The 24,373-nt window shown below is 36.7% G+C and carries 20 protein-coding genes; 5 read left to right on the forward strand and 15 right to left on the reverse strand.

Going from position 1 to position 24,373, the window contains the following annotated elements; genetic code table 11:
- Positions 1-60 precede the first annotated feature (60 nt).
- The 4 genes from GHT08_RS06510 to GHT08_RS06525 are packed head-to-tail and all read left to right on the forward strand — an operon-like array spanning position 61 to position 4,006.
- Positions 61-1,161, forward strand: coding sequence for an amidohydrolase/deacetylase family metallohydrolase (locus GHT08_RS06510; RefSeq protein ID WP_163580633.1), 1,101 nt, complete (start codon positions 61-63; stop codon positions 1,159-1,161).
- Positions 1,139-2,245 carry a DgaE family pyridoxal phosphate-dependent ammonia lyase gene (locus GHT08_RS06515; protein WP_163580634.1) on the forward strand — a complete coding sequence of 369 codons (1,107 nt, stop codon included), beginning with the start codon at positions 1,139-1,141 and terminating at the stop codon, positions 2,243-2,245. Before GHT08_RS06510 ends, GHT08_RS06515 begins: the two co-directional genes overlap by 23 nt.
- Positions 2,245-2,997, forward strand: a complete 753-nt coding sequence (dagF, locus tag GHT08_RS06520; RefSeq protein WP_163580635.1) for a 2-dehydro-3-deoxy-phosphogluconate aldolase — start codon at positions 2,245-2,247, stop codon at positions 2,995-2,997. The genes GHT08_RS06515 and dagF overlap by 1 nt, the downstream gene beginning before the upstream one ends.
- Positions 2,990-4,006 carry a sugar kinase gene (locus tag GHT08_RS06525; RefSeq protein WP_163580636.1) on the forward strand — a complete coding sequence of 339 codons (1,017 nt, stop codon included), beginning with the start codon at positions 2,990-2,992 and terminating at the stop codon, positions 4,004-4,006. Before dagF ends, GHT08_RS06525 begins: the two co-directional genes overlap by 8 nt.
- Before the next feature lie 219 nt (positions 4,007-4,225).
- Here GHT08_RS06525 and GHT08_RS06530 read toward each other — a convergent pair whose 3' ends face one another.
- The 4 genes from GHT08_RS06530 to GHT08_RS06545 all read right to left on the reverse strand — a co-directional run bounded on the left by GHT08_RS06530 (position 4,226) and on the right by GHT08_RS06545 (position 8,590).
- Entirely contained in the window at positions 4,226-4,954 is a 729-nt protein-coding gene (locus GHT08_RS06530) for a YesL family protein (protein WP_163580637.1), read from the reverse strand.
- Between the two features lie 29 nt (positions 4,955-4,983).
- A complete protein-coding gene (locus GHT08_RS06535) occupies positions 4,984-6,642 on the reverse strand; it encodes an extracellular solute-binding protein (RefSeq protein WP_163580638.1) in 1,659 nt (552 codons plus the stop codon).
- A gap of 66 nt (positions 6,643-6,708) precedes the next feature.
- Entirely contained in the window at positions 6,709-7,605 is an 897-nt protein-coding gene (locus GHT08_RS06540; protein ID WP_018933928.1) for a carbohydrate ABC transporter permease, read from the reverse strand.
- 25 nt (positions 7,606-7,630) lie between these two features.
- Positions 7,631-8,590, reverse strand: a complete 960-nt coding sequence (locus GHT08_RS06545; RefSeq protein WP_163580639.1) for an ABC transporter permease — start codon at positions 8,588-8,590, stop codon at positions 7,631-7,633.
- A gap of 413 nt (positions 8,591-9,003) precedes the next feature.
- Between GHT08_RS06545 and GHT08_RS22375 the strand changes: the two genes are divergently transcribed.
- The gene (locus GHT08_RS22375; RefSeq protein WP_163580640.1) at positions 9,004-9,951 is read left to right on the forward strand and encodes a lytic polysaccharide monooxygenase; all 948 of its coding nucleotides are present in this window, start codon (positions 9,004-9,006) and stop codon (positions 9,949-9,951) included.
- A gap of 109 nt (positions 9,952-10,060) precedes the next feature.
- Here GHT08_RS22375 and GHT08_RS06555 read toward each other — a convergent pair whose 3' ends face one another.
- The 11 genes from GHT08_RS06555 to GHT08_RS06605 all read right to left on the reverse strand — a co-directional run bounded on the left by GHT08_RS06555 (position 10,061) and on the right by GHT08_RS06605 (position 24,347).
- Positions 10,061-11,986 (reverse strand): glycoside hydrolase family 127 protein, encoded by a 1,926-nt coding sequence (locus tag GHT08_RS06555; RefSeq protein WP_163580641.1) that lies wholly within the window; start codon positions 11,984-11,986, stop codon positions 10,061-10,063.
- Positions 11,987-12,008: 22 nt separating this feature from the next.
- Positions 12,009-14,399 carry a hypothetical protein gene (locus GHT08_RS06560; protein WP_163580642.1) on the reverse strand — a complete coding sequence of 797 codons (2,391 nt, stop codon included), beginning with the start codon at positions 14,397-14,399 and terminating at the stop codon, positions 12,009-12,011.
- Positions 14,400-14,432: 33 nt separating this feature from the next.
- A complete protein-coding gene (locus tag GHT08_RS06565) occupies positions 14,433-15,251 on the reverse strand; it encodes a carbohydrate ABC transporter permease (RefSeq protein ID WP_163580643.1) in 819 nt (272 codons plus the stop codon).
- A gap of 15 nt (positions 15,252-15,266) precedes the next feature.
- Positions 15,267-16,139, reverse strand: coding sequence for a carbohydrate ABC transporter permease (locus GHT08_RS06570; protein ID WP_163580644.1), 873 nt, complete (start codon positions 16,137-16,139; stop codon positions 15,267-15,269).
- A gap of 54 nt (positions 16,140-16,193) precedes the next feature.
- The gene (locus GHT08_RS06575; RefSeq protein WP_163580645.1) at positions 16,194-17,495 is read right to left on the reverse strand and encodes an ABC transporter substrate-binding protein; all 1,302 of its coding nucleotides are present in this window, start codon (positions 17,493-17,495) and stop codon (positions 16,194-16,196) included.
- 141 nt (positions 17,496-17,636) lie between these two features.
- Positions 17,637-18,662 (reverse strand): LacI family DNA-binding transcriptional regulator, encoded by a 1,026-nt coding sequence (locus GHT08_RS06580; RefSeq protein ID WP_163580646.1) that lies wholly within the window; start codon positions 18,660-18,662, stop codon positions 17,637-17,639.
- Positions 18,663-19,108: 446 nt separating this feature from the next.
- Positions 19,109-19,564, reverse strand: a complete 456-nt coding sequence (locus tag GHT08_RS06585) for a GNAT family N-acetyltransferase (RefSeq protein WP_163580647.1) — start codon at positions 19,562-19,564, stop codon at positions 19,109-19,111.
- Between the two features lie 2 nt (positions 19,565-19,566).
- The gene (locus GHT08_RS06590) at positions 19,567-20,595 is read right to left on the reverse strand and encodes a lactonase family protein (RefSeq protein ID WP_163580648.1); all 1,029 of its coding nucleotides are present in this window, start codon (positions 20,593-20,595) and stop codon (positions 19,567-19,569) included.
- Between the two features lie 31 nt (positions 20,596-20,626).
- Positions 20,627-22,540, reverse strand: coding sequence for a beta-N-acetylhexosaminidase (locus GHT08_RS06595; protein WP_163580649.1), 1,914 nt, complete (start codon positions 22,538-22,540; stop codon positions 20,627-20,629).
- A gap of 37 nt (positions 22,541-22,577) precedes the next feature.
- Entirely contained in the window at positions 22,578-23,249 is a 672-nt protein-coding gene (locus GHT08_RS06600) for a carbohydrate ABC transporter permease (protein ID WP_238343514.1), read from the reverse strand.
- A 234-nt stretch (positions 23,250-23,483) separates the two neighbouring features.
- The gene (locus GHT08_RS06605; RefSeq protein WP_163580650.1) at positions 23,484-24,347 is read right to left on the reverse strand and encodes a carbohydrate ABC transporter permease; all 864 of its coding nucleotides are present in this window, start codon (positions 24,345-24,347) and stop codon (positions 23,484-23,486) included.
- Positions 24,348-24,373 lie beyond the last annotated feature (26 nt).

Below are 24,373 nucleotides of genomic sequence, written 5' to 3' on the forward strand. Positions count from 1 at the left end.
AATAAGGTATAGACATCTATACTTAAAATTGATATTCTTTTGTCATAAGGGGTGAAATATATGACATATTCGTATGTACTACAGAATGTGAAATTCGCTATCGGGCGGAAAGTGGATATGGTGATTAGAAATGGCCGAATTGCTGAAATTACCAAGGCTGGAAAAGGAATAGCGCAGGAAAAATTCAATTATTCTGGCTGTTATGTGTCGAGCGGGTGGATTGATCTACATGTACATGCAAATAAAGCATTATATCCATACGGAGACGAAATAGATGAAATTGGTGTTAAACAAGGTGTAACAACCATTGTGGACGCTGGAAGTTGTGGTGCAAACAATGTAAGCGATCTCCTTGATACTGAGAAGGTGTATAAGACAAATTTATATCTGTTTTTAAATATTTCAGCTATCGGCCTTACGAGAATGGATGAACTATCTAATCTGGAATGGATAGATGAACAGAAAGTAGTGGATACCATTGCTAAATATCGCGAGAAAATCATTGGACTTAAAGCTAGAATAAGTAACAGTGTTGTAAAGGACAACAACATTATCCCATTACAAATCGCCAAAAAATTTTCTCGTCTTACCTCCCTACCATTAATGGTACATATTGGCTCAGCACCTCCAGCTATTAACGATATTTTAAGATTACTAGATCGAAAGGATATTGTGACACATTTTCTAAACGGAAAAAGCAATAATTTATTTGATCAGAATGGTAATCCACTAAAAGATCTGCAACAGGCAATCCACCGTGGGGTGTTGTTAGATGTTGGCCACGGCAGTGCAAGCTTTTCCTTTCAAGTTGCAGAATATGCCAAAAAGCATCAAATCTATCCTTTTTCGATCAGTACTGATATTTATCGGGAGAATCGGCAGAATGGTCCAGTGTACAGCTTAGCTCATGTAGCCAGTAAATTTCTCTCTCTTGGCTACTCTTTGGAACAAGTCATCAATTCCATAACCACATACCCTGCCCAAGCTATAGGAATGCCTGAGTTAGCTACCTTTGCAGCAGGTGAAAATGCTAACTTGACAATATTTAAGATGGAAAATAAAAAAACGGTTTTAGTTGATTCAGTTGGAGAAGAGAGAATTACCAATCAAATGATCGTACCTAAAGGAGTGGTAAAAGATGGCGAACTCATTACATGCTAAATACGGGTTAAAGCGAGTCATTAATGCAAGTGGCAGAATGAGTATTTTAGGGGTATCGGCACCAAATGACAGTGTTATGGACGCAATGAAAATAGGAGCACAAAACTATATCGAAGTAGCTGATTTAGTAGATAAAGCAGGGAGCTATATAGCGGATAAATTAGACAGTGAAGATGCAGTCGTCGTTAATTCTGCTTCTAGTGGAATCGCAATGTCAATTGCAGCTCTCGTAACAAAGGGAAATAAGTATGATAGTTTAAAGCTACACCAAAAAGACATTCCAGAAAATGAAGTGATCTTATTTAAAGGGCACAATGTTCAATACGGAGCTCCAATAGAAACCATGATTCATTTAGGAGGTGGAAAACTAGTAGAAGCCGGCTATGCCAATGAAGGTAGGAAGGAACATTTAGAAGAAACGATAAACGACAATACGTGTGCTATTTTATATGTCCAATCTCATCATGCCGTTCAAAAAAACATGATAACGGTTGAGGATGCATGGGAAGTTGCCAAAAAATATAGCATTCCCTTCATTATTGATGCTGCTGCTGAAGAAGATCTGCAAAAATATATATCCTGTTCCGATCTTGTTATCTTCAGTGGTTCGAAAGCTATCGAAGGGCCAACCTCGGGGATTGTAGCAGGAAAAAAGCAATGCATTGATTGGGTAAAAGTCCAATTATATGGAATTGGTAGAAGTATGAAAGTAGGAAAAGAAGCAATCTTCGGGTTACTTCAGGCAATTGATCATTTCTTTAACAAAGAAGATCATAGTCGAGAAGAACGAATCAGCCTTCAAGCCTTACATGTATTAAATGAATTAGATGGTGTAACCGTTGATATTGTCCAAGATGAAGCGGGAAGAGAGATTTATCGAGGAAGAATCAAGGTTAATCCAATCCAAGCAAACATGAGTGCAGAAGAATTAGCTACTGCTTTAAGAATCGGAAAGATCGCTATCTACACTAGGGATTATGGAGTAAAGCAAGGCTTTTTCGATATTGATCCCCGCCCATTACAGGGAAATGATATCGAAATTATTGTTCAAAGAATCCAAGAGATTTTAGGAGGTAGTTCATAATGGCTTCTATTTTTAATCATTTTTATCAAAATCGGGTTGCTTTAAATGTATTAGCCAACAGTATCGATAACGCGAAAAACATCTATCAAGCTGCTGAAAAACATGTACTAGTTGGCGTTTTATCTAAGGATTACCGAACAACAGATGAAGCTATACAGGCTATGAAGGCGTATGGTTCAGCAATAGAGGATGCAGTCTCGATCGGACTCGGAGCAGGTGATAGTAGGCAAGCACCAGTAGTTGCTGAGATAGCAAAACAATATACGGGCAAACATATAAATCAAGTATTTCCATATGTCGGACACACGAAAGCAAATACGGATAAGCAAGAATGTTGGATTAATAGCTTAGTAACACCTTCTGGGAAGATTGGTTACGTCAATATTTCAACAGGTCCTATTAGTGAACAAGCAGAAAAAGCAATTGTTCCTGTCAAATCTGCTATTTCATTAGTTCGTGATATGGGAGGAAAGGCAATTAAATATTTTCCAATGCAAGGTTTAGCGACAATAGATGAGTACAAAGCCGTCGCCAAAGCGTGTAGTGAAGAAAACTTTGCACTAGAGCCTACTGGCGGTATAGATAAAACAAACTTCACTGAAATATTGGATATTGCCTTATCAGCCAATGTACCGCAGATCATTCCCCATGTTTATTCATCGATTATTGATAAAGAAACTGGCAAGACTAACGTTGATGATGTAACCTTCTTACTACAACAAGTAAAAAAGCTGGTTGATCAATATGTCTAAGAAAATCGCAGCCTTTGGTGAAGTAATGATGCGTATGCAAGTGCCTGAGAATCTACTGTTGACACAAGCCAATTCTTTACAATATTCGTTTTCGGGTACAGGGGTAAATATTACTGGCAGCATCGAAAAATTAGGATATGAAAGTGCACTCATTTCAACACTACCAGCTAATCCAATTGGTGATGCTGCTATTTCTCATTTACAAAAGCTCGGCATTTCGACCGATTATATCGCCCGATCAGGTAATTATATCGGAATGTATTTTTTAGAGAATGGAATTGGTGCTCGGCCAAGTCGTGTAACTTACTCCAATCGTATGGAAAGTAGCTTTAATACCGCAAGTAAATCCAACTATTCATTTCATAAAATCGCTGAAGAGATCGACTTATTACATGTATGTGGGATAACACTAGCTATGAATGAAAATGTTCGACAGCAAATGATACGGTTAGCTAATTTAGTCAAGGAGCAGGGCGGTACTGTTCTCTTTGATTGCAATTACCGTCCTTCTCTATGGGGAGAAAACGGCCATCTAAAAGCAAAACCATACTATGATCAACTACTGAACATCGCTGATATGGTGATGATGAATGAGAAAGATGCACTTTACACATTAGAATACCACTGTCAGCATCAAGAACGTGAAAAACAGTTAGAGGAACTGATTCCAAAAGTGGCAGATGATTATAACATAGCTATGATAGCAGGTACTCATCGAACGATTCATCGTGATGACTCCCATTCTATCAAAGGCTATTTATATCAGGCAGGGAAATTTCATTATGCAAAGCAAGAACAATTTCGTGTTTTGGACCGAATCGGAGCTGGTGATGCCTTTGCAACAGGCATTATTCACGGAAAACTCCAAGACTTTCAACCACAACAAACCATTCAGTTTGCGACCGCTTCATGTATGCTAGCACATACCATTGTAGGTGATACACCGCTATCGACCAAGCAAGAGATTTTACAAGCAAGCAACCACCAAATCCGTGATGTAATAAGGTGACAATAAATTTTTCTTATAGATAATTAGAAAAAACGGGAAAGCCCGCCAAGTCCTGTCCAGAGTAGTTATGTTGACATGAATAATAGGCGTAACAACCGGAGCGGTTGACTTGCACTAGCTAGCTTTCAAAATGACAACTCGTATAGCTATTCTTGCTTCATAAAATATACCACCTTTCCTTACAAGTTAAAAAGCATAAGCGACCAATGAGCTGGCCGCTTATGCTTTTTGGGGTTTCCATTGTTTTTTTCTTTCATTCGTTTCCTTAACTCTTTTTGCTCTTAGGTAAATGAAATAATAACCTAGAAAACAGATAATTGCAGGCGAAATTCCACCATACAACACAAGAAATACGGGATGTAGCCAGTATAAAATATACAGGCAAACACCTGAAACACCAATTATAGAAATGGTATAATGCGGAAAACCAATACTCATTATGATAGATTTTTTAAGGGATGCAATAAACGTCAGATGATAATGTACGCTATCCGCAAAGAAATAACTCGTAAATGCTAATAAAAACATAGTAAGGGCGAGGTAAATATAAGACAATCCAGAACCTAACTCAATCCCTGATAATTGATAATTGTAAATCCAAACAAACCAAAGAACAGTAATCGTTATCCCACCTACAAGACTGCGAGCATAATTTTGTTTATATGTCTTCCAGAAATAAGATAGTAATCTATCATCCTTCTTATATAACACTCCTCTTCTTACTACCGCAAACATTGCATTAGTGGCAGGAAAGAAAATAAAGGGGAGTAACAGTATGATGATGATAAGAAGCAAATACAGTTCATCCATACTGTTTACTGTTAATATAGCCAGTACCATATACACGATTGGAAAATTAAAAATAACCCATATCATATTTACCAGTAGTAATTTCATCATCCAATACGATATTTGATAAAATCTACCGATCATTCCCATCGATTCCATGATGATTTACTCCCCTTCCATTTAATCATTTATTGCCCAGCCATAACCGCTAGATTCTCTTGCCATTTTTCAGTTTGAAATTCAAGGAGTTGTTGATAACCTACATCCTGAGCCGCTGTTTCAGCTTCGGCCATTATCTGCTCGACTTCTTCATCGCTTTGTGCATAAACTGCTTTGGCACGAGCCTCCTCAAAAATTTCTCCTACACGTTGTTGGATAATCCCTTCCTCACTTTCGGGGATCGGGCTAATATTCAAATATTGTGTTGCATCATATTGGGTATCCCATGTAATCGTATTTTGCCAGTGCGTCGTCCAATTACGTTGTTCCTCAGGTAATGTTTCTTCAAATTTAGCTTTCGCTGTATCTAAGAAATTAGAATTCCCATTCCATTGAAAATTCGCTGTATCTTCTTCCACTTTCGCTAAACCTTCAGGATCCTCATAGTATTTTTCCGTAAATTGCGGGAATCCTTCTTCATCAAATCCATCCCAATATTCTCCCTCAGGACCAAATATGAGTGAAGCCTGCCCTTCTGGCCCTGTTAGCCAATCCAAGAAAGCAAAAACCTTCTCGGGATCTTCCGCACCTTTAGTGATAACACTTACATTCCACCCCATCATATTATAAGAACCTGGGTAAACTTCATTTGGATCTAATCCTTCTTTATGAATTGGATGAATCATGAAATATCCTCCATCAGGATCTTCTTCCAAAAGATTATAATGACCAGTTCTGGCATGATCAGTTGGACTTGCAGATGCGAAAACAGCTATGTTACCTGATGTGACTTTCTCTATAACCATATCTTGATCTTGTGTTAAAGCGTCTTGAGTGAGCAATCCTTCACGGAACAATTTACTAACATATTGTAAAGATTCAATATAATTCTCATCCGTAAAAATGGACGTTAACTGATCTCCGTTCGGGACTGCTACATTGTTAATATTAGCCGGAGATTCTCCCTCGGCAAAAGCAGAATATAAAACATTAATCCCTTGACCATCTATACCTGTTTCAAACGGAATAACATCTGGATATTTGTCTTTTACTAATTGTAAGTATTCATATAAATCTTCTGTAGTCTCTAAAGGAGGAGAACCTAAATCCTCATAAATTCCTTTATTTACGACATACCCAGCATTGCCAAATGGGCTCGAATTATACCAGTTCGGAAATTGATATAACTTCCCGTCATCTGAACGAAGCATATTAATACCTTCTTCACCGAACCAGTCTCTTAAATTTGTATACTTATCAAGATAAGGATCCAATGGGACAAGCGCTCCACCTTCTCGTAATCTTTCAACAGCTGCCCCACGATCTGTCCAAATAAAATCAGGCAGCTCATCCCCTGCAATCATCGTGGTTAATTTTTGTTCAGCATTCCCACCACCGTCAATCGCAGTTATATCTACTTTTTTATTCTCTTTAATCCAAGCTGTTGCTACATCATCCCCCCATCCAGGCATGGTGTACCAGTCATAATTGCCAAACATTGAAATTTCCAGTGGCTCCTCACCTAATACAAATCCGTCATCCTCCTCACCTGCTTCATCGTTTGTTTCAGAATCATTTGTCTCTTCTTCTACACTTTCAGTGGTATCACTATCAGAACATCCAGCAACAATGCCAACAGTTAATAGAAATACAAGTAATAGATACCAATGAAAACTCTTTTTCCTCATTGCACACAACCCCTTTTTCAATTAATTATTATTTAAAGCATGTAGCCTTAAACCAATGTCATTGCACTACTCTTTCAATGATCCGATTAGTACCCCTTTTACAAAGTGTTTTTGGACAAATGGATAAACTAGTATAATTGGAATCGTCGCTACCATCATGGTAGCCATTGATAAAGATTTTCCAGTAACTTTCGCTACATTGGACATGTGCGCTAAAGCTCCCGCATCAAGCTGACTCATTTGTGATGTTACAGTATTGGAATTCAATACTTGTCGAAGTAAAGTCTGAATTGGTATCAAGTTCTCTGAAGAGATATAAATACTAGGGAAAAACCAATCATTCCAATGGAACACTGCTGTAAACAGGGATAACGTTGCGATAACAGGTCCTGACAAAGGTAGCACAATCCGGAAGAAAATTTGCCAGTTTCCACATCCATCTATCTTAGCTGATTCCTCCAGCCCTTTAGGCAATTGTTGAAAGAAGGTACGGAAAATAATCATATTCCACACTAATACAAGTGTTGGGATAATCATCGCCCAAAAGGAGTCCATTAGCCCTATTCCTCTAACTAGTAGAAATGTAGGGATTAATCCGCCACTAAAGAACATGGTTAACAAACAGAAAATCATAAAAAATTTTCTACCAATCAATTCTTTTTTGGACAAGCCATACGCCAGTAATGCAGTAACTAGAACAGATAAAAAAGTACCAATTACCGTCCTTAACACAGAGATCAAAAAGGCATTCAATAATCTTTTATCCTGGAAAACGATTTGATAATTTTCCAATGTGAAATCTCTTGGCCAAAAAGTTACACCGCCTAGCATAGTGTCCTGCCCACTATTAAAGGAAATCACTAACGAATTCCAAAATGGATAGAACGTTACAAAGCCTAATAAAATCAGAAAAATATATATGCTGACTATCATGATTCGGTCACCAAATGTCGGTTTTATCATTAGTTCTTCACCTCTTCTCTCTCTTTTACCAAAGACTATTGCCATTCCTACGAGCAATATAATTTGCCAACGTTAACAAACCAACACTTATAATCGCTTTAAATAATCCAATTGCTGTTGCATAGGAATACCTTCCGCTTCCAATCCCTACCCGGTAAACATAGGTATCAATGACATCAGAAACAGACCGTAATATTGCCGAATCTCCTAAAATTAATAAATCTTCGAAACCAGCATTTAATAAATTTCCAACTTCTAAAATAAAAAAGATAACAATGATAGGCATAATCGAGGGAATCGTTATTAAAAAGATTTGCTTAAATCGACTTGCCCCATCTAATGCTGCTGCTTCATAAAGCTGCGGATCCACTCCTGCAATTGCCGCAATATAAACAATCGAAGCAAAACCAATCGATTTCCATAGATTAGTAGAAACGATAATCGTCCAGAAATATTCAGGGATTGCTAGAAAACTAATCGGTTCATCAATCAACCCTATTTTTTCTAATGCAATATTTAAACTGCCATTGTCAGTTGATAATATCGACATCGCAAATCCAGCAACGATCACCCATGACAAAAAGTGTGGTAAATAAGTGATGGTTTGTACTGTTCTTTTGAAGGCCATGTTTTTTACCTCATTTAACATAAGAGCTAGCATGATTGGTGCCGGGAAACATATTAAAATCTTCAATCCACTAATCACAAAGGTATTTCGCATGATTTCCAGAAACCTTGGATCAGAAAAAAACATTTTAAAATGCTCTAGTCCAACCCATGTGCTCCCCACCATTCCCTCAAATATGTCATAATTCTGAAAAGCCATTAACACGCCATACATCGGTATATAGTTAAAAATAAAAATAAAGACCAGACCAGGAATAACCATCATTTGTAGGTCAAGTTGGCCAAAGTATCTTTTGAAAAAGCTTTTCTTCTTATTGGTTTTTATACTTTTTGTGATAACCTCGGATTTCACATTCATTTGTCTCCTTACCCCCATATTTTGAAATCAAAAACGACTGTACTTCACGTTCCTGGCAAAGTCATGGCAATTGTTACACATAAAAAAAGGAGAACATAAACTCCTAGACATTTCTAAGATGATTATGTTCTCGTTGATAAGTTTTCTTATTGGTTAAGATAACTATACCAATTCGTAGAGTGTAATGCAATCCTTTTTTTGCATTTTTGTTCAGTTTTTCTTTTATAGGATTTTTTTACTAATTTCCTTCACTGCTATTGAATTAAACACTTGCATCCTCTATGATATAGAATGTAAGGGTTTTCTTTTCATAGTAGAAAAGGAGGTGGATTCCGAAATTATTGGGGCTCTTACTACTATCTTTTACTTCAATAGGTATAGACTTCTAGTATTATAATCAAGGAGGAGAAGAGATGAGTGTAAAAATGAATAATCTAAGTTATTTAAAAGTTGGATTGATGGTTGTTGGATTATTTTTTATGTCGTTAGCTTTTACTACAATTGTTTCTGCACACGGATATGTTAGTAATCCCGAAAGTAGAGCTCTGTTATGTGCAGATGGCGTTAATGTTGATTGTGGGGCTGTAGTTTATGAACCACAAAGCCTTGAGGGACCTGGTAACTTTCCTGAAGCAGGGGTACCAGATGGGCAGATTGCCAGTGCTGGAGGTGTCTTTCCTAAATTAGACGAACAATCAGAAACTCGTTGGGCAAAAGTTCCGATGTCAAGTGGCGCCTTTACCTTTGAATGGACATTAACTGCTGCACATGCTTCCTACAATTGGGATTACTATATTACAAAAGAAGGCTGGGATCCTAATTCTCCGTTAGAACGAGCAGATTTTGAATTATTCTGTACGCATAATGATAATGGGCAACGTCCTGATTTCACGACAACACACGATTGTGAAATTCCTCAAAGGTCAGGATATCATGTTATTCTTGCGTATTGGGAAGTAGCGGATACAGCAAATGGTTTCTATCAAGTAATTGATGCTAACTTTGATGGGGAATTTGAGCCTGGAGATCCGGGGGAACCAGGAGAACCTGATCCGGAAGAACCTGGCGACACACCGGAGTGGGATCCAAATGCTGTTTATTTAAATGGTGATCGAGTTTCTTATAATGGAAACGTTTATCAAGCAAAGTGGTGGACACAAGGAGATACTCCTGGTGAATCAGACGTATGGGAATTGGTAAACGGGGACTCACCTGAACAACCTGAAGCTCCAGAATGGTCCAGCACCACTGCATATAATGGTGGAGACCGTGTTACGTACCAAGGTGTCTTATATGAAGCACTCTGGTGGACACAAGGTGAAATACCTGATACAAGTAGCGTATGGGTTGTCGTGAACTGAGATTCAAAATACATTAAAAAATAGATCTATAATAAAGAACACTACCCCTGTTTCAAAATATTTGATACAGGGGCTTTTACACATAAAAATCGCCTGGTAAGATAATAAATTACTTTTCTCTTATCCAAACTAACATTTCATTCTCACCTCTATTACTCCATGCGTAGTAAGGGATTGCTGTTAGTTCCTTTTCTATAAAGGCTGATTGAGCTGTTGTATAAAGTTGGTCTTGAATCTTTTCAGTATCTGTTTTGAAGCCTGTTCCTTTTACAACCATCACCCCATTTAAGAGGGAAGCATCAAAGTCTACTGAGAAGGACTGCTTCGAATCTAGTTGGATATCTTGTAAATTTGCTCCATTATCGATTTCTTCCAGACAATATACGATTGGCCCACGTTGAAGTGCCACTTTACCAGCATTTTCACGTACAGCAGGATGTGATCTAACGGTTTCTACTGGCATATCTAGAGATAATGTTACTTCATCCCCTGGATGCCATTCTTTGTGAACTTTTGCATATCCTTTCACTTTCTCAACTGGATATTCCTCGCCATTTATGAATAGTTTGCATTCTTTACACCAACCTGGAATTCTAATTGCCAATGTAAATGGAGTTGGCTTTTTTAAGTCTATACGAAAGTTAATATTCCCTTCCCAAGGATAATTTGATTGTTGTGCTATCTTAATAAGCTCACCATCCATCATAAATTCAGTTTCACCACTAATATATAAATGGACATACAGTTCTTTGTGATTAACAGAATAAATATATTGACCAAGAGAAGCTAGTAATCTAGCAATGTTTGGTGGACAGCAAGCACAACCGAACCAAGGTTGTCTTATTGTTTTAACTGAATTCATATCATGTCTACAGTTTGTTGTATGCGGCCAAACTTCTAATGGATTAACATAGAAATAACTTTTACCATCTAATGCAATGCCACTTAACGCTCCATTATATAATGCTCGTTCTAACACATCCGTATAGTTGGAGTCGGCCTCTATCTGCACCATACGATGAGCCCACATGATTAATGCCACCGAGGCACATGTTTCTGTATATGCTCTATCATTAGGTAAATCATAATCAACCGTAAATCTTTCTTGGTGTGCGGATGATCCAATCCCGCCAGTTACGTACATTCTCTTATTAACAGTATTCTCCCAAAGGGCACGACACACCTCTAACAGTTCTTCGTCTTCTAACTCGCTTGCCAAATCAACCATACCACTATATAAATAGGTAGCACGCACCGAATGTCCTTCAGCTGTCCGTTGTTCTCTAATTGGTAAATGTGCTTGATAATAACTATAATCATTTTCAGGCTTTTCGCCACGTTTTTTAGTTTCTTCGTCAAAGAAATGATGTGGAGTTCTTCTGCCTCTTTCCTCGATGAAAAATTTACACAAACTGATATACGCCTCTTTGCCAGTTATCCTGTATAATTTCATCAAAGCAAGTTCAATTTCAGGATGCCCTGGATATCCAGCAAGCTTTCCTTGATCTTCTCCAATCACCTCTGTAATATGCTCGATAGCTTTATTGACGATCTGAATAATTTGATCTTTCCCTGTTGCTTCATAATAGGCTACTGCTGCCTCAATTAAATGACCAATACAATACAATTCATGATCATCTTTTAAATTCGTCCATTTTTTATCTGGATGATTAACACTAAAATAGGTGTTGAGGTAACCATTTTCTTCTTGTGCTTCTTCAATTAATTGGATAACTTCATCCATGATCTCCTCCCATTTGTCATTTTTCTGCATATGAAGGGTGTATGCTACTGTTTCCATCCATTTGTACAAATCACTATCTTGAAAAACCATGCCATAATGCTTACCATTTGATCTACCTGCTGCTATTTCAAAATTTTTGACCGTTCGGCTTGGTTCAGCTCCAGGTATCCGGTCATTTAAAGCATCCCACTGATATGGAATGATGGAATCTTTTACAAGATTTTGCCATGGACTCCAAAATGCATCCTTAATCTTCACTTGTGAAAGCTGAATTGGTGTCATCTTACTCATCGTTTTTTCCTCCTCATGTATGTTATAGATTAATAATTTTCCAACACTGATCTTGATCCCTTTCAATAATTATCTGTGAAAAATCTTGATTATCTTGTTTGTATACATCCGCTATTCCCATTTGGTAAAACTTATATTCTTTAGGATACGCTGCATAACTTTCAATAATCAATTGACCGTTCTTTTCAGTAATAATTCCATTTACACAATGCACCTTGCCATTTTCTTGATAGACATATGTTGTTGTACCAAATCCTTTTAAATACGCTACTAATTCTTCTCCCATATCCCAATCATCACCTGTTGCATTTCCAGCAAACAGTTCCGGATCATCTTCAAAAAATACTGATTGTCCAAAACGGTTATGGGTTAAGTATGGCTTATTAATATTGGGATAAGCCACACTATAAGTCGAAGCTGCTTCCCCCTCTTTTAGCACGTTTAAAGTGGCACTGGCATTCCAGTCATAACAATAGAGGACAGCCATCATCGAACGGTAAGCTGCATGAAGATAAGCTGTTTTTTTACTTTTTTCAAAGAGGACAAGGGCTGAATGGGATACAAGACCTCCCCATAATGAATGAATCATATAAGATAATGCTTCCCACCAACGATCTGGATTTTGATTTCGAAAATCGTTACTTATACCAATATTCGCCAATATTAATTCACCATACTTCTCCGCAGCTTCTACTTCCCCATATATTGCCAATGATTCACTAGTTGGACCAAATCCGGCATTATCAAAGTGATGCTCTGTTATTGCTGATTGATAGGAATCCACATTATTTACCAACTTCAAACAGAAACTTTGCCATAGTTCTTGTAGCCGATTCCAGTATTTCACCTTTTTTTGTTTTGCAAGTTCTGCTAATAAATCTTCTATAAATAGGTTAAAAACACCATTCATTTCTGTCTCATTTTTTTCTCGTTCACTTTGATGTAAATTCTTATCAAAGCGAAGTATCATTACCTTGGCCGCCCACTCCAAATAAACATTAGGTTGATGAATTTTCAAAAATGTTGGATCGACTTTTGACAATAAAAAGAAAACATGTGCAATATAGTCAAAATCTAATGTACGATAAAAGTCACCATGTATTTTCAACGGATTATTTAGGTCCCCATTTTTAAACCATTTATTTTTTATATAAAATACTGCACTTTTTTCTACTTTTTCTATTTGATTCGGTTTAACTTCCGCTATCAGATTTTTTTGTAACAAAAAACATAACTTACCAAGTGATTCTCCTTGATTCGATATAGGTTTAAACCCAAAAGTGTTTTCATCAGTCTCTTCTTCAATAAAAGCATTGCGCTCTAAATAATTTGCTCGTGCTTCGATAAGACGATGTATTGGATCCATTACATTAAAAACAACGAAATCTATTTTTTCATTATCCAAAACTACCTCTAATTTATGCTCGCCCAAATCTTGCATCAAATATTCTATTTGATACTTACTTTTCGATAATTTCTTTAAATAATTTGTGATATCGATCGTCTTATCATGAAGCTTTAATATAAGCTGGTGAATTGTAGTATTGCTAGGTAGCACCACTTCACCAATAAAATGTCTATCCTTCAATACAACCGGTGGATATTGAATAAGTGGTTGATCGCAATCTATAAGGGCTTGCTGATATTCTTCAGTATGATCGACAGCCGCAAATCGATATAACCAAGACTGCTTATTAGCAGCTGGAACTGTAATACTTTGAGCTAAACTATCATAAACCCAATCACATTGTGCTTTAGTTTCACTCGATTCTGCTAATATAAGTTGGTGAAACATAGTTCCATCTAATGAAGGTGATACTTGTTCACGAAATCTATTCGTATATCGACAGAATGTTCCGATATTTATCGTCTTGCCTTCTAAATTCAAAATAGCTAAATCGGGTCCCTTGTTATCTCTCTTTTTGGCAATCAATCTAGTATAATCATTTGAAATATGTGGGAATATCGCACAAGACTGCTGCATATTCCGATGTACATCTGTATCTCGAAACATAATATAAGAAAGAGAACACCACACTTTAAAATGATCAATCACTAATTCCTTTTCATTATGGTTGATAACTTGTATATGCCAATCAAAATAACTATTATCAGCTGCTGTATAGATATATGATATAGTGAATCCAGCTTCTAAAAAGTCAAAATTCACCTTTAGTTGTTGCTTTGACACATCTACTCTTGGTTTGACCCCCTGATTATCAAAAGTTTGGTTATTTATCTCAATCGAAAAATTCCCATGCAATTTCTGATAGTCTGGGTAATTATGCTCTTTTAAATAATTTTGATTGATAACCCAATTCATATGTGATTTGTCTTGGTTAACAGAAAGAGAATCAACCAATCCTTTGTCGTTTACGAATACTGTGAACACTTGGTTCGTTAACTTATACATATATTATCCCCCAACGTACATATATTGTTGTTTTTATTCTTTGATCGCCCCTGCCGTTAGTCCACTTATAATATACTTTTGTAAGAAAACGGATATTAACACAATTGGAATCGTTGCAACTATCGCTGCAGCTGTCATTTGCCCCCAATTTAGTGAATGCACACCTTGGAACTGAGAAATCGCAACAGGTACCGTCCGAGCACTATCTGAAGATGTAAAGATTAACGCAAATAAAAATTCATTCCAGGATAATGTGAAGGCAATAATCCCAACGGTAATAATTCCAGGAACCGATAAGGGTAATACAATTTTCCAGATTAATTTTGGAATACTACATCCATCCATGATTGCTACCTCTTCGATAGCACTCGGTATTGTTCTGAAAAATCCCGTTAAAATCCAAACAACTAATGGTGTGAAATATGCAATGTAAGGTAAAATTAAGGCAAAGTACGTATCTATCGCACCTATGCTTCGCAAAAAGCTAAATAACGGACTGATAATAAAGATGCCCGGAAAAATGGTCATAAACAGCACAAGCATAAACAATCCATTTTTCATTCGGAACTGTAGCCTTGCAAAAGCATAGGCGGCGGGTACCCCAATTACAATACACATTATCGCTGTCACGCTTGAAATCACGATACTATTCCATATATTCTTCAAAAAGCCACTTTCAAATAGTACTTGCACATAATTTTCCAAAAAAAGTTTTTCAGGGAAAATCTTTATGTTATAGATTTCATTTTGTTGTTTTAAAGAGGTTAAGATCGTCCATAGATAGGGAATTATATTGATTAATATAATTATCGTTAATCCGATCCAAAACCAAACTTTTACCTTTTTTTTCATCAGGAGTACCTCCTATTAGTTATACTGCTTATTCATACTTCTTGTATAGAAGTAGATTAATATACCGACTATAACTACTCCGATAACAGCCATAGCACCACCAAGACCAAAGTCTAGATATTGGAAAAATACTTTGTAATTGTAAAGCGTAAAGATTTCTGTTGATTCACCAGGTCCTCCACCAGTCATCACATAAATAATATCGATGACATTGATCGTCTGTAGTGTTGTAAAGATAAGTCCCATAGCGATGAACGGCCTTATCAATGGCAGTGTAATATGATAATACTTTTTCCAAGCACCTGCTCCGTCTATATCTGCACTCTCGTATAATTCTTTTGAGATCGTCTGTAGACCAGATACAATAATTAAAGTTAACAGAGGGGTTGTCTTCCAAACATTTGTTACGATTACACTGATCATGGCATGATCCGATGAAACAAGCCACGGTATATTTCGTTCGATGATCCCAATCCCTTCCAAAACATAGTTGATAATCCCAAAGTCTGTTTCAAACATAAATTTCCAAGACTGTGCTGCAACTACTGGAGCAACCGCCCATGGTAATAAGATGGAAGCGCGGAATAATGAACGACCTTTAAATGCTTGATTTGCAATTTGTGCGGTAATTAAGCCTAGTATTAACATCCCTATAACACTACCAATAATATAAATTAAACTAGTTATTAGAGAGGATATAAAACGGCTATCCTGCAAAATTTCGATATAATTACTTAAACCAACAAAAGTCGCTTGTGCATCTGGATCTGTCAACCTATAAGATTGAAAGCTGTATATGATGGTCGTAATAAGAGGAATAAACACAATGACAATAATCATGGTAAATACAGGTAATAACAACATATAAGGTAAAAATCTATATCTCATGATTTACACTCCTTATAACAGGTACCGAGGATTCCTCGATACCTGTTATTCTTTTTATTCAAGCTCCTCTAACTCCGTTGCTAATTCATTCAAGGCTTCTTCCGGCGTTATATCTCCTGACAACGCCTGATGAATATAGGATTGCGCAATATCAGATAATTTAGAATACTGAGGATGTGATGGTCTTACTGAAGCATGTTCAAATACATCTAAATACTCTTCCAGCTGAGGATTTGCTTCTAATACTTCTGGATCCTCATATAGCTTTACTCTGGTTCCCACTTGACCACCACCAAGCAACATTTCTTTTTGATTATCAAAAGATGTAAACCATTTGATTACTTCCCATGCTGTTTCTTTATCACTAGCATTTTTGGATATAGCGAAGTTCCAACCTCCAACAGCATTGGCTTTTTGACCACCTTCAAATGCAAAATTACTAGCTACCCACGTTTGATCTTTTACCGGTGAATCATCAGCTTGATTTTCTGAATACACATAGCCCCAGTTAGGATGGAATAATACTTGTCCTTGAGTAAATGGAATTCTAGCATCCTCTGGTGTTGAATTACCAATAGCTGAAGGGGATACCACTTCATATTCCTCTATCATATTGACCATAAACTGAAGTGCTTCCACTGCCTCTGGACTATTAATCGTGACATTGCCATCTTCGTCGAAAAAATCGCCATTATTAGCATGTAAAAATTCAGTAAAGCTGACAATAAGTTGTTCAGCGCGTCCCCAGTGCATACTGAATCCTTGAATACCTTCCTCTTCTTGAATCGTTTGTGCAACCTCTACAGCCTCTTCATACGTTTCTGGTACTTCCAAATTATATTTTTCTAACAAATCCTTGCGATACCATAATGGATGTAAGTCATTAAACCATGGAACCGCCCATACATGTCCCTCATACGTCATGGCATCAACTTGCCTTTCAATAAATTCTGATTGCATTTCTTCTGTAAATAGGTCATCTAATGGCTCTATCCATCCTGCTTCTGCAAATTCAGCAGTCCATACAACATCCATATTAACAATGTCGAGTTTTTCAGATCCTGCAGACAGTTGTGTTACGGTTTGGTCATGCATTTGCGATGCATCATTTGACATCTCCACAAATTCTACTTGTATATCATCATGTTCTTCATTAAATCTTTGACGGGCTTCCTCCATCATTCCATTAGGATCAGATTCTAATTTTGCCATATGAATAGTTTGTACATCCGTATTATTATTGTTTTCAGCTTCATTTTGTTCCTCATCCGCATTTTCATTACTACAAGCGACTAAAAATACTATTACAATTACTACAACAAAAAGTGAGAAACGGTTTTTAATATAATTTTTCATAGTTAATTTTCCTCCTTTAATTTTGTACTACATGCCTTTGAACAAAAGGAAATAGCTACAGCATCACATTAATTTTTATACACCACCTCCTCGAATAAACCGCTTTCATTTGATTAAACGTTTAATCTTTATGCAATTAGATTAAACGCTCTTACGTTTAACTAATTTACAATTTAATCTAATTTTATTAGACAAAATTCTTTCTCCTCTTATTTTTTTTATTAATAATTTAATGGATTGCTGCCCCATCTCATTTAATGGTAGACTCATAGTTGTTAATTTGGGTGTTAAATACTGGCTGATCTCTCGATTATCAAAACCTATAACTGCTAAGTCGCCAGGAACGTCAATTCCTAATTCATTTGCCGCCTTTAATACACCACCTGCCATTAAATCATTCATAGCTAATATAGCTCTTGGTTTATTGTTTTTCTGTAATAAAACAATGCCTTGATGATAACCAGAATTGAATTCCCAATCTCCATTAGTAATCCAATCTGGATTCCATTCTATTTCATTTTCTTTAAATGCTTTTTTAAAACCTTTTAATCGTTCCATAGTTGATTCAGAATTTTTAAATCCTGTAATTAGGCCTATCTCTTTAATACCTTGCTCGATTAAATAGTCCGTTGCATAAAAAGCAGCGCTAAAGTCATTATAATTAACCGATAAATCTTTCGGATTAGATGTATCACAATAAGTATATACAACAGGTATAGAAGAATCAGGAAGTATCCCTTTTACATCACGTGAATGAATTCCAATATAGATAATCCCTTCAACTTGACTTGCTAATAAAACTTTAAACATTGGTGCTGCCTCTTGTTTACATACTTCGGTGTCGGGATATTGCACACCGGTTTTTTTCTTCATACGTAAGTTCATCAGTAATATAGAATATCCATGATCTTCTGCAAAAGAATTTATTCCATCAATTATTTCTGGTGCATTAAAAACAGATAAGTCCTCAACAATAACACCAATCGTTTGAGATTTATTCATTTTTAAGCTTTTTGCCATTCGATTAGGAGCATAATTAAAATCTTCAGCTATTCGTAAAATTTTCTTTTTAGTTTCCTCACCTACTCGCCCTCTATTATTGAGAACATTTGAAACGGTAGCAACTGAAACATTTGCCTTCTGAGCGATTTCTTTTAAATTAGCCATTTTCTTCACCACTTTGATAAAACGTTTAACCTTTATAAAGAAATTAACATGAATGCGTTTTCTTTGTCAATGAATATTAGAAAATTAATCCTATTTTTTATCCTTTACTACCGTTCATGTTTACTACTCTCAATTTGTAGGCTTAAGAAAGATTGAACAAAATACATGCTAAGTGGATCTGCGATTATTTTAGTACGGAAAGGGAACTCCTGTGGGAATAGCGCGAGCCGAAAATCTACTTTGCAAAGTTAGTTGAGGCCGTGCCGCGGAAAGCGAAGTAATTAGTCTGAGCGTTGGCAAATACACATAAAATTGAAACATATCAAAATAACTACTTCGATTAACACGGTCATTGCGGGCTGATTTTATATTTTTTGCTCTGAACAAAAAATAAAAAAGTAATTCAGTAAGGAGTACAAGTTGCCCGCACTCCAGAACTAAACTACTTAAAGTGACTTCAGTTGTTTCAACACAGGCACACCATCAATCGGTACCGCTCCAATCGTTTTCTTATAAAAATCCACGGGACCAGCATCACCAATGATTGCATACGCATAACCTTTAGCTCGTAATTGAAACAAGCTAGCCAACAACAACTGATAACCAATTCCTTGCCCTCTTGCACCTTCTTTCACTCCAGTTGGCCCAAAAAAGTTTGGAAATGTTGTATCATAACAGGCAAAACCTAAAATTTCATTATCTTGAACTGCAATTAAGCAGTTAGCAGGTACCTTTGTGCAAGCCACTTCACATTCACTTACCCAGTTTTCAGAAAAATGCTCACGGACCCAATCCACCACTTTATGTTTTTCTGGTGGTAAAACCGTTCGGATTTGATAGCTTTGCGTCTTATCAAGTGAAGCTTCTGGTAATGAATATAAATTGACTAACATATCTGCCATTCTCACAGCCCCCTTAAAAATTTTAAACAAGTCGGTTTCATCATTTCATATTTATCAGGTAATAGTTGTAATGTACCATCTGAGCAAATTTTCAGTACCGTGATCAAGTCACTATGTTCATTAGCAACCAAAATAAACGCACCATCAGGCGTAACAGCAAAATTTCGTGGCCAGCGCCCTAGTGTTGATACCTCATCATGAAAGGTTAGCACGCCATTGGTAAACACCTGAAAAACGGTAATAGAATCTCTCCCCCTATTCGATACATATAGGAAATGTTCATCTGGAGAAAAGTGTATATCCGCACAATAATTATCTACCTCTTCGTCTTGAGGAATAGTAGCAATTTCCTGAATAAGCTCCATCTCTAACTTGTCTTCATTAAAGCAGTATACTGAAACAGTAGAACTGAATTCATTTGCAATATAAATGAATTGTCGATTCTGAGAAACAACTAGATGCCGTGGTCCCTTACCTTGTCCTAATTCAAATGAATGAATATGATGTAAGCAGTGTTGATTGCGAATTAATTGAAACAATGACAACGTATCCTGACCTAAATCCGTGACTAAAAAAGTATCCTGATCACCTAACGGATAACAAGTATGTGGATGTGAATGCTTACCTTGCAGAACAATCGGTAGTTTAATTGCATCACTACACGTTTCTATTGAACCATCTTCTTTTAACGGGTGTAACGAAATGTTCCCTTCCCCATAATTTGCGATTAATAAAAATTCGCCTTTTTCATCGGTATGAACATAACAAGGCCCTGATCCTCTTGTAGACTGTCTACTTAATTCCATGAACTGCGAATCAAACTGAAACCCAGCTACTTCTCCGTTATCCACCTCACTGACAGCATACAAGATGTCTAAATAAGGATGAATTGCTAAAAAAGAAGGGGAAGTAATCCCCTTTATCGTAGACTGTTTTTCAAATGAATTTGTTTTTGAGTTGTAAGTAACCAATTGTATCGCTTCCTCATCTTCTTGCCCATATCCTCCAGCAAACATTTTATAGCTACTCAATTGAATGGATCTCAGTCCTTTCGTATATTGATTAATAGATTGGTAATACGTGAAAAAACACGTTTGGAGATGCCATCCGATAATAATAACTAGACCAACCTAAACCGGTTGTTTTATCTAGATTAGCATTAAACGGTAGACGTTCTTGTTCCAGCTCCTCAATTCTTTCAATCTCCCCATTCGAATAGTCTATAATTCGCTCTATTGCAGTTTCTAAACGAGCAATAAGTCCACCGTATCGAATATCGATCACTTCCCAGCCAAAAGGCTTATTAATGGTCAACCATTGCTTTTTATGGGCATTTCGCAAAACTTTTACCTTATCTATAATTACCGGTAAGTCTTCATCAGCTATTTGCCGTAAGGTTTCTACTTGTTGATTATCATAGGCTGTTTTTAGTTTGATACCGATAGCAGCCTTTTGTGCTAATACTGCCGATAATTTCTCTGGTACTTCAAAAATAAAGTCAAGCTCTAAACGTGGATCTCGTGACTGTTTTATCCTATTCTCCAATTGTTGATAATGAAGAGAAACGTCATGTTCTACCCCTTCTATATGTTTATCAAATAAGCCGAGAAGTACGTCTTGCCATAACAAAAATTTCGATGGATTTGTTTGATCCAAGTTTCCGCTTCCCACTCCAGGGATGTCATCTAAATCATTTAATTGTAAAAAGGACTTCGCATCTAAACCAGTACAAAATTTAGTACGGGCATACCAATATTCCTTATCAACAGTAGTTTGGAATTGATGTTCTGCATACAATTGTAAACCAAGCATCGCCGAATAGTAGTTATTTTCATAACCATCATCACCCCATAAAGTAACAAAAACATCTTCTATACCCTCTTGCTTACATACTGTTAGAGCTGCTTCACTTGTTTTTAATGACAGTCCATAATTCGTTGCGAAGGTATTCCAAACCCAAATGCCACCAGCAAATGCAGGTGTTTGTCCCAATTGTTTATGTTTAGCAATCAATGCCTGATAATCTTCTTGTTCCGTATGATAGTAATCCCAATACATTAGCTTGATATTGTCAGGTATTTTATTTTTCATAACCTCTGAAATCTCCGTTGACATATCATACTGATCATCCCCGGAATTAGATGCTAGCTTTAAAAACATGTCACTCCACATCATGACATCAAGTTCCAGTTTATCTGTTATTTCTTTTACCTGTCGTAAATGATCTGTCATCAAATCTATACGATCTTTATAGCCAAATTTATTTAAATAGATCCCTCTCCCTAATTCTTCGGCTTCATCCATACCAATATGAATACGTTTAGTTCGGAAAGGTTGAGCTACAGCGGTAATCATTTTTCGCAAAAATTCATATGTTGCTTCCTGTTCCACTAATAAAACACCTCTTGTATCCTTCAGGTGTGCTGCTGCATCCCACTTCAAAAACTCTTCTAAGTGTGCAAGTGTTTGGATACAAGGAACCAACTCGATTCCAAATTGAAACGCATAATCATCAAGCTCTTGTAATTCCTGTTGGGAATAGCGCCCCCGCATATATCCAAAGTAAGGAAAATCTTTAACTTCATACGTATCTTCCATGTAAAGCATTGCTGCGTTAAATCCCATTAATGCCATTTTTCGAAGCATACCTTTGAATTGATCTACTCGCATCACGGCATTTCTAGACAGGTCAAACATCGGGCCAATTGTTTGAAAATGTGGTGTTTCTTTCATCATAAACGTTGCTTGTTCTTTACTGTGTTGAACAAATAAACCAATTGCTCTATAGACGTGATAGGTTTGACCATAAGAAATAAACCCTTCACCATTTCTGAACTCAACAACAGTATCCTTACTATCACTCTTCTCTATTGTTAATGGGATACCGTCTTCATGGAGGGTAAAATTAATTTCCTTCTGTAATTCTTCAATACCAGGTAAAAATGAGTGAAATTCTCCTTGTAATAAAATATACAAATGGATCACCCTTTCTTTTTTGATTGTCTCTCAATCGTTAGCCTTTGACTGCTCCAGATGTTGCTCCTTTTTCAAATGTCTTCTGAGCTAATAGATAGAAAATAAGAACAGGAATTACAGTCATCGCAATCGCTGCGGTCATTAAACCGTAATCTGTACCATACTGTGAACTTACATTAGATAATAACACGACGATTGGTGCTACTCTTTCGTGTGAAACTAATACTAATGAAGAGAATAAGTCGTTATACGACCAAAGAAATACGAAAATACCTACTGTTGCAAAGGATGGTAATGATATCGGCAAGAATACTTTTGTAAACATTCTAAAGCGGCCACAACCATCCATCACAGATGCCTCTTCTAATTCCTTGGGGATGGTCGCCATATAACCACTAATAACCAGGATCGCAAAAGGCAGGTTACCAGCAGTATGCGGAATAATCAGCGCCAGATATGTATTAACAAGGTCCATTTGAATCATCATTCGATAAACAGGAACAATCGTCGCAAATGCCGGGATTAGTAAACTTGCGATTAAGAGAGCTTGTAATACTCCTCTTAATTTAAATTGCATCCGTGCCATCGCAAAAGCCGCTAGACCACCAATAAATAACACAAGCAACACAACAGAACCAGATATTATAAAACTGTTTAAGTAGCTTTTACCAATATTGACAGTTTCAAACGCATTGACATAATTTTGCACAGTTGGATCAGATGGAATTTAAAACGTGTCCGTGATAATCTCCCGAGAATCCTTAAATGAATTTAAAAATACCCATGCTAAAGGAAAGATGGTAGTCATCGACCATAATGTAAGCACAACATAAATAAAGATTTTGCCGATTTTAGATTGGGAAAAATACCTTTCCTGAAACCTTTCCCAAAATGTTAACTGTTCCTGTGTATGAGTATGCAAAGGTGAACACCTCTTTTCCATTTAGTACGTAACTTCTTCTTTCTGTAATAATTTGTTCGTGATAAATGCTAAACTTAAACCTAAAACAACAATTAACACTGCGATGGTAGCACCATATCCCATTGCCGTATCTTCAAATGCCTTCTGATACATGTAGGTTCCTAATACTTCAGAGGAACTACCCGGTCCACCTCTAGTAATAATGTAAACAAGTTCAAATATCTTTAACGTACCGGTAATGGCAAGAACAATACATGTTTTCAAATCACTGACAATCAATGGGATCGTCAGTTTAAACATTTTTTGAATGCCGGTAACCCCTTCTAACTCAGCTGCTTCATAAAAGTCATTTGGGATTTTTTGAATGGCCGTTAATAAGATGACAAAGTAAAAGCCAATATAGTTCCAAACCGTTGGTATAGCTACCATATATAAGGAGGATTGCTCGGTCAGCCATAACACTCTTTCTAAACCAAGATTAACTAAAATCTCATTCAACAAACCGTTTCTGTAATTATAAATCAACGTAAATAATAACCCGATCGCAGCACCGGAAATAACGATTGGAAAGAAAAAGGTTGTCCGGTAAAAGCCTGCCCCTTTCGTAATGGCGTTGACCATTATTGCTAGAACAAGTGCGATTCCTACCTGAAAAATAGTGACATACAACATTAACTCCAGTGAATTGAATAATGCCTCTCTAGCAATCTCATCATTCCATAACCGAACATAGTTATCTATCCCAATAAATGTAGAATTAAAGAATCCGTCCGTTTTGTAAAAGCTTTGCAGAATATTTTCTACAAACGGATAATACAAAAAGATACCTGTTATCACAAAAGCAGGTGTGAGAAAGAGAAAAATATACAACTTATCACCTTTCATGACGTCCTCCCTTCCAGATGAGTAAT

The organism is Gracilibacillus saliphilus (genome assembly GCF_010994085.1).
Lineage (GTDB): Bacteria > Bacillota > Bacilli > Bacillales > Amphibacillaceae > Gracilibacillus > Gracilibacillus lacisalsi.